Origin of the sequence: Aestuariicoccus sp. MJ-SS9 (assembly GCF_032586235.1) — a bacterium.
GTDB lineage: Bacteria > Pseudomonadota > Alphaproteobacteria > Rhodobacterales > Rhodobacteraceae > Aestuariicoccus.
The window spans coordinates 66,586-72,585 of the sequence record NZ_JAWHTD010000018.1; the positions used below are offsets into that span (position 1 = coordinate 66,586).

10 protein-coding genes are annotated in these 6,000 nt (G+C 60.5%); 3 read left to right on the top strand and 7 right to left on the bottom strand.

Going from position 1 to position 6,000, the window contains the following annotated elements; all coding sequences use genetic code 11:
• Positions 1-9 precede the first annotated feature (9 nt).
• From RXV88_RS13420 to RXV88_RS13435, 4 genes are all read right to left on the bottom strand, one after another.
• Complete coding sequence (locus RXV88_RS13420; RefSeq protein WP_316293660.1) at positions 10-144, bottom strand: hypothetical protein; 135 nt, start codon at positions 142-144, stop codon at positions 10-12.
• Between the two features lie 106 nt (positions 145-250).
• Positions 251-1,879 (bottom strand): chaperonin GroEL, encoded by a 1,629-nt coding sequence (gene groL, locus RXV88_RS13425; RefSeq protein ID WP_316293662.1) that lies wholly within the window; start codon positions 1,877-1,879, stop codon positions 251-253.
• A 44-nt stretch (positions 1,880-1,923) separates the two neighbouring features.
• A complete protein-coding gene (locus RXV88_RS13430) occupies positions 1,924-2,211 on the bottom strand; it encodes a co-chaperone GroES (protein ID WP_316293663.1) in 288 nt (95 codons plus the stop codon).
• Between the two features lie 133 nt (positions 2,212-2,344).
• Entirely contained in the window at positions 2,345-2,581 is a 237-nt protein-coding gene (locus tag RXV88_RS13435; protein WP_316293665.1) for a hypothetical protein, read from the bottom strand.
• A 149-nt stretch (positions 2,582-2,730) separates the two neighbouring features.
• On the opposite strand from RXV88_RS13435, the gene RXV88_RS13440 reads away from it, so the two are divergent.
• Complete coding sequence (locus tag RXV88_RS13440; protein ID WP_316293667.1) at positions 2,731-3,465, top strand: Crp/Fnr family transcriptional regulator; 735 nt, start codon at positions 2,731-2,733, stop codon at positions 3,463-3,465.
• Positions 3,466-3,523: 58 nt separating this feature from the next.
• Here RXV88_RS13440 and RXV88_RS13445 read toward each other — a convergent pair whose 3' ends face one another.
• The 3 genes from RXV88_RS13445 to RXV88_RS13455 all read right to left on the bottom strand — a co-directional run bounded on the left by RXV88_RS13445 (position 3,524) and on the right by RXV88_RS13455 (position 4,750).
• Positions 3,524-3,712, bottom strand: a complete 189-nt coding sequence (locus RXV88_RS13445) for a hypothetical protein (RefSeq protein ID WP_316293669.1) — start codon at positions 3,710-3,712, stop codon at positions 3,524-3,526.
• 214 nt (positions 3,713-3,926) lie between these two features.
• Positions 3,927-4,328 carry a hypothetical protein gene (locus RXV88_RS13450; RefSeq protein ID WP_316293671.1) on the bottom strand — a complete coding sequence of 134 codons (402 nt, stop codon included), beginning with the start codon at positions 4,326-4,328 and terminating at the stop codon, positions 3,927-3,929.
• Positions 4,325-4,750, bottom strand: a complete 426-nt coding sequence (locus tag RXV88_RS13455; RefSeq protein ID WP_316293673.1) for a hypothetical protein — start codon at positions 4,748-4,750, stop codon at positions 4,325-4,327. The genes RXV88_RS13450 and RXV88_RS13455 overlap by 4 nt, the downstream gene beginning before the upstream one ends.
• A 273-nt stretch (positions 4,751-5,023) precedes the next feature.
• Between RXV88_RS13455 and RXV88_RS13460 the strand changes: the two genes are divergently transcribed.
• Together RXV88_RS13460 and RXV88_RS13465 are read left to right on the top strand one after the other, a co-directional pair.
• Complete coding sequence (locus RXV88_RS13460) at positions 5,024-5,338, top strand: hypothetical protein (protein ID WP_316293675.1); 315 nt, start codon at positions 5,024-5,026, stop codon at positions 5,336-5,338.
• Positions 5,335-5,679 carry a hypothetical protein gene (locus tag RXV88_RS13465; RefSeq protein WP_115395229.1) on the top strand — a complete coding sequence of 115 codons (345 nt, stop codon included), beginning with the start codon at positions 5,335-5,337 and terminating at the stop codon, positions 5,677-5,679. The genes RXV88_RS13460 and RXV88_RS13465 overlap by 4 nt, the downstream gene beginning before the upstream one ends.
• Positions 5,680-6,000: the final 321 nt, after the last annotated feature.

Sequence of the window (6,000 nt, forward strand, 5' to 3'; positions counted from 1 at the left end):
GCCCTCTACCTATTTCTTCTTGTGCTCGCCTAGATTGATCAAGGTTTTGCCCTTCGTGAAGTCGGCTGTTGCAACGACCTTTTCCTTCTCCTTCTTAGGCTTCTTCGCTTCACGGTTGCCGCGTTGCTTGTTACCTTTGGTCATTTCCGTTTCTCCTGATTGTGAATTATTTTGCTGAACGGATCGGCGTTCACATCCTTCAGAAATGTGATTTCTCGTTCCGAGACTCCTGATGAAAGGCCGCGTCCATTCACATCATTCCACCCATTTCGGACATTTCGCTACCGGCACCAGCCTCCTTGGGCTTTTGCGCGACCATCGCTTCGGTCGTGATCAATAGCCCGGCAATGGACGCGGCGTTTTCCAGGGCGATCCGAACGACTTTCGTCGGATCGATAACGCCGGTCTTCAGCATGTCGACGTACTCCTCGGCCTGCGCGTCGAAACCGAAGCTCCGGCTATCGTTTTCGATGACCTTGCCAACAACCACCGATCCGTCGACCCCGGCATTTCCGGCAATCTGGCGCAGCGGTGCCTGGATCGCGCGCCGGACGATCTTGATGCCGGCATTCTGATCGCCGTTCTCGCCCTTCAGCGTCGCCAGCACCTTGCCGGCATGAACCAGGGCCACGCCGCCGCCGGGCACGACACCTTCCTGAACCGCAGCGCGGGTGGCGTTCAGCGCGTCGCCGACGCGGTCCTTGCGCTCCTTCACCTCGATCTCGGTTGCCCCGCCGACCTGGATGACGGCGATGCCGCCGGCAAGCTTGGCGAGCCGTTCCTGCAGCTTCTCCTTGTCGTAGTCCGAAGTGGTCTCATCGATCTGCGCCCGAATCTGCGTGACGCGCGCAGCGATCGCATCCTTGTCGCCGGCACCGTCGATGATCGTCGTGTCATCCTTGGTGATCGTGACCTTTCTGGCGGACCCGAGCATGTCCATGGTGACATTCTCCAGCTTGGTGCCCGTTTCTACGGAAATCACCTGACCGCCCGTCAGCACGGCGATGTCTTCCATCATCGCCTTGCGGCGGTCTCCGAAGCCTGGCGCCTTGACGGACGCGATCTTCAGCCCGCCGCGGAGCTTGTTGACGACCAGCGTCGCCAGCGCCTCGCCCTCTGTGTCCTCGGCTACGATCAGCAGTTGTTTGTCGGCCTGAATCACAGCTTCCAGCAGCGGCACCATGGATACGAGAGAGGTCAGTTTCTTCTCGTGAAGCAGGATAACGCAGTCATCCAGTTCGACGACCATCTTCTGAGCGTTCGTGATGAAATAGGGACTCAGATAGCCGCGGTCGAACTGCATGCCCTCGACCACTTCGGTTTCCGTCTCCAGGCCCTTGTTTTCCTCGACGGTGATCACGCCTTCGTTGCCGACCTTGGCCATCGCATCTGCGATCTGGCGGCCGATCGCGACCTCTCCGTTGGCCGAAATGGCTCCGACCTTCGCAATTTCGTCGCTGTCGCCGACCGGTCGGGACATGGTCTTGATCTCGGCCACAACCGCAGCGACGGCTTTGTCGATGCCGCGCTTGAGATCCATCGGGTTCATGCCGGCCGCAACCGACTTCATGCCTTCCCGGACAATCGCATGGGCGAGTACGGTTGCAGTGGTGGTTCCGTCGCCAGCCTCGTCGTTCGTGCGCTGCGCGACCTCCTTGACCATCTGGGCACCCATATTCTCGAAATGATCCGAAAGTTCGATCTCCTTGGCGACCGTGACGCCGTCCTTGGTGATGCGCGGCGCGCCGTAGGATTTGTCGAGAATGACGTTTCGGCCCTTGGGGCCGAGGGTGATCTTGACGGCATTGGCCAGCGTGTTGATGCCTTTCAGCATACGGTCGCGGGCGTCGGTACTGAAACGAACTTCCTTGGCAGACATGTTGTGGATTCCTGAGGCTGAGGTTGCAGTGAAAGATTACGGTCTCAGGCGATCACACCGAGAATGTCGCTCTCCTTCATGATCACAAGGTCTTCGCCATCGAGCTCGATCTCTGAGCCGGACCATTTGCCAAACAGGATCCGGTCGCCGGATTTGACATCCGTGGGGATGCGCTCGCCGTTCTCGCGTCGTCCGCCGGCACCAACGGAGACGACTTCGCCTTCTTGGGGCTTCTCCTTGGCGGTATCGGGAATGATGAGGCCACCCTTGGTCGTCTCATCGCCCTCGATGCGACGAACGAGAACCCGGTCGTGGAGTGGAGTGAATGACATCGACGTGCTCCTTGTCGAGGTTTCGTTATTGGGCCTGCTCTGGTCGAATGCTCGGCCGAAATGCGCGCAAGGCGGCTGTACCCTGTTGAGTTTCTGCGTCGAGAATTCGGATCGACACCGCAGCCGCGGCGTTTCACGGGCGTCGGACAGAGTTCCCACTTGCGATGATCACGTTGATCAATTCTGCGACGGCCCGGTGCCCTTCCATTTCGAGTTCGGTGCCAAGGGCGTTCATATGGGTCGCCGCGGCGTCACGAAGAACTCCCACGATCTCGTGCTCCGGCAGCAACCCGCGATCGTTCATGGCAAGAAGGAGCGCCTCGCAAATTGACAGGGCGGCCTGGCCTGCATTTTCACTCGTCGTGGACATCCGGGTGTCCTTCCTTGGTATCGTGAATGGGAGGTTGTGAGGTTTAGATGCATCCGTACGTATCGCAGGAAGTGCTCTATACTGTACTGATTTAAAGCAGTGTCCCGACCGAATCTCCGCGCTTGGTCCACGACACTCGGTGAGGCCACATGACTTCGGCAGAACACAGCCCACTGACCCGCAAGCTTTCGGCCTTCGTCGCTCTGTCGGAGGGCGAGCTGGCCGTGCTTGAACAACTCCATCAGCGTCGCCGCTCCTTCGTCGCGGGGTGCGATATGGTGCATCAGGGCCAGTCCGATCAGGCCGCGTTTATTCTGTCCGCGGGTTGGGTCTGTTCCTACAAGCTACAGGCCGACGGGACTCGGCAGATCGTGGATTTCCAGGTGCCGGGGGATTTTCTCGGCTTGCGGAGCGTCCTCTTGCGCACCTCGGACCACAGCTTTGAACCCATCGTCGATATCGAGGCTGCGGAAGTCTTGAAGAGCGACCTTCTTGATGCGTTCGCGCAGACCCCGCGCCTGGCGACCGCCATTCTCTGGGCGGCGTCAAGAGACGAGGCGATGGTCGTTGAACATCTCGTCGGGATCGGACGTCGGGACGCGGATGCGCGCATGGCGCATTTCCTGCTGGAGCTGGGATCGAGGCTTGCGCTGGTCGGCATCGGAAGCAAAGAAGGCTTCGACTGCCCGCTGACGCAGTACCACCTCGCCGATACTTTGGGGTTGAGCGCGGTCCACGTGAACCGCGTCCTGCGCCAGCTTCGCGAGAGTGGACTGGTGACCTTTCGGGACGGCCATGTCACGTTTCACGACTACGACGGGCTGTTAGACCTTGCCGAGTTCGACCCGGCATATCTGGACCAGACCGGACCGCTCCTGAAGTGAAAGGGCCGCCCTCCGTTGCTCGGCAGGCGACCCCAGGTATCACATCAAACGATGGCGTTCACGCGAGGGCGTGGGTGGCCGCATCGAGTTCCTTGTTGGTCTCGGTGTCGTTTTTCGCCGTATGCGCCTTCTCGGCTGCCTGGTAGTGCTTGAGCGCCGCGTCCTTCTTCGGACCAGCGGGCGCCTTGTCCCATGCGGCCTTCACGGAGGACATCTTCTCGGTAGTCTTGTTCTGTTCGGGAGTCATTGGAATTGTCGTTTCCTGGACGTTCCGAGAATAAGAAGCGTGTCGACATGCCGTCCTTTGGGGATCGACACGCCCACACGCTTCTCGGGTACTCGGAAAAAGATGCACCGCCAAATATTCGGCGGGCACGTCGCACCTAACCGGTGTCGGCTCCCCGCCGCACTGACGCAGGTTAGTCCCGGCGCCTGCGGCAGGTCCATTTACGTTGCGGCACTCAAGCCACCGCGGTTTGCTGGTGGGAAATCCTCAGCCATTTGTCGTCATCGTTGAGGTAGGTAGAGGCGCAGAGGGCCTTGTAGATCGGCACATCGGCTTTCTCTGCCGAGACGCGATAGGTGAGAATGGCGATCTGATGACACCGCATCACGCGCCGTTCGGACATAACGACGGACCGCCAGCCGGTCCTTTCACGAAGATGGGTCCAGATCTGGTCACCCTGGAGGATGCCGGGCGGATAGGGGAAGACCATGACGGCGTTGGTCGCTGTCATTGCCCGCGCATGGTCCGCGTCACTGGTCCAGAAGTGTTCCTCCATGTCCCACAGAACGCCCTGTTCGCGCGGCGATAGCGTCCCGGCATTTGCCGGTCTCCTTGCGGTCGCGGTTGAGACGGTCATTCGCCTGAGCCCGACCCGCCAACCATGAACATCTGAAACAGCACAAAGATGATCGCGAGCACCGCCCAGATAGCGCCGCTTGTTCCCGGGCGGCCGTCGGCGACCGGTAAGGCAGCGCGCTTAAGCGTGCCTGACGTCCGGCCATCGGGAAGCAGCTGGCTTAGGTCTCGCGCGACCCTGCCATGATCGCTTGCGAGAGCGGGAACGTCCCGAAATCGGGCAAGCAGGGTTCCCAATCGCGCCCGGGCAGCGTCGTGTCCCTGCTTGACCAGGTCAGCGGTCTCTTGCCATGGATCGAGGCCCAGGCGCGCGAGCGTGGAAAGGACCGTCACGACATATCCGTTCCGGTCCTCGCCGACAGACGCATAAAGGAAACGTTCGAATTCGGGCGGGTGCGGGTTGAGAACATTGGGGTCGGCCATCTACTTTCCATTCCTTCGTTGCGGGAACGCAAACCGTCCCTGTTTCCCTAAGAATACGCGCACGCCAGTCCCTGCGCCCTTACACAAGTCAGTACCGGCGGCCTTCCCCCGTCGCGTTGGCAACCGGATCGGTGCCCGGGGCTAACATGTGTCAGCGCGAGTCGAACGATCCAGACGTACAAGAGAAGAAATCGTTCGACTGGCCAGGCCCGGGATCTGAGGGGCCGTCAGCAGTGGTGAGCGACGGATCTGCCAACATCGCGGAGACCAGAGATGAACATGCGGTCGACCAGATCGACGGTGACGTTTTCAAACCCGTTCACCTTGCCGGGATACCCGGGCGAACTGCCTGCGGGCGACTACGAGGTTCTTGTCGAAGAAGAGCTTCTCCAGGGGCTCAGCTTCGAGGCGTATCGCCGGACGGCGACCTACCTGACAGTGCGTGGCAAGGGTACGCGCGCTCGGCGAAGTGAGCTGCGGGCGACAACTGAGAGCGACCTGAAGGAGGCGCTCCGCCGGGACGCGGACACACCCGAAGCGAACAATCATAGCGAAGCGGCGCTTTCTCCGCAGGAGGACTTAGAATGAATACTCCCGAATGGCTCAAACCCGGCATCTATGGTGCCGTGATCGGTGCTGTCTTTGTCGGTGTCGTCGGATTCACGTGGGGCGGCTGGGTAACCGGCGGCACTTCGAATGACCGGGCGATGGCGATGTCCCGTGACGATGTCGTCGCCTCAATGGTACCGGTCTGCCTCGACATGGCGCGGTCAGACCCGGCGCGGGCGGACAAGCTTGCAACGATCCGGGCAGCCTCAACCTACCAGAGGCGCGACGCTCTCATGACAGCCGGCTGGGCGACGATGCCAGGAACCGATGCCCCAGACCGAGACATTGCGCAAGCCTGCCTGAAGGAACTGGACCTCTGAGGGCATGCTGGTCAGGGCCGAAAGTGTGAAGGCGAAAAACGCATCACGTCGTCGAATGCGCGCGCCAAGCGACATGCCGAACTACGAAATCCAGAGAGGAGCTTCCAATGCCGTCCGATGACAATGGATCTGAAGGTCGTGGACCTTGGAAAAACAGGCAGACCCGCGCTCCCCCTGAGGTTGATGCAATGCTCAGGCGGGTTTTGTCAGAAGGATTCTGGTTGAGACGGGCAGTGCGGCCTCTTAGCGTCGGAACATGACCAAACCTGACCCGTTCAAGGGCTTTCACAGCAGCCCGGAAATCATCCGCCTGGCGGTGAT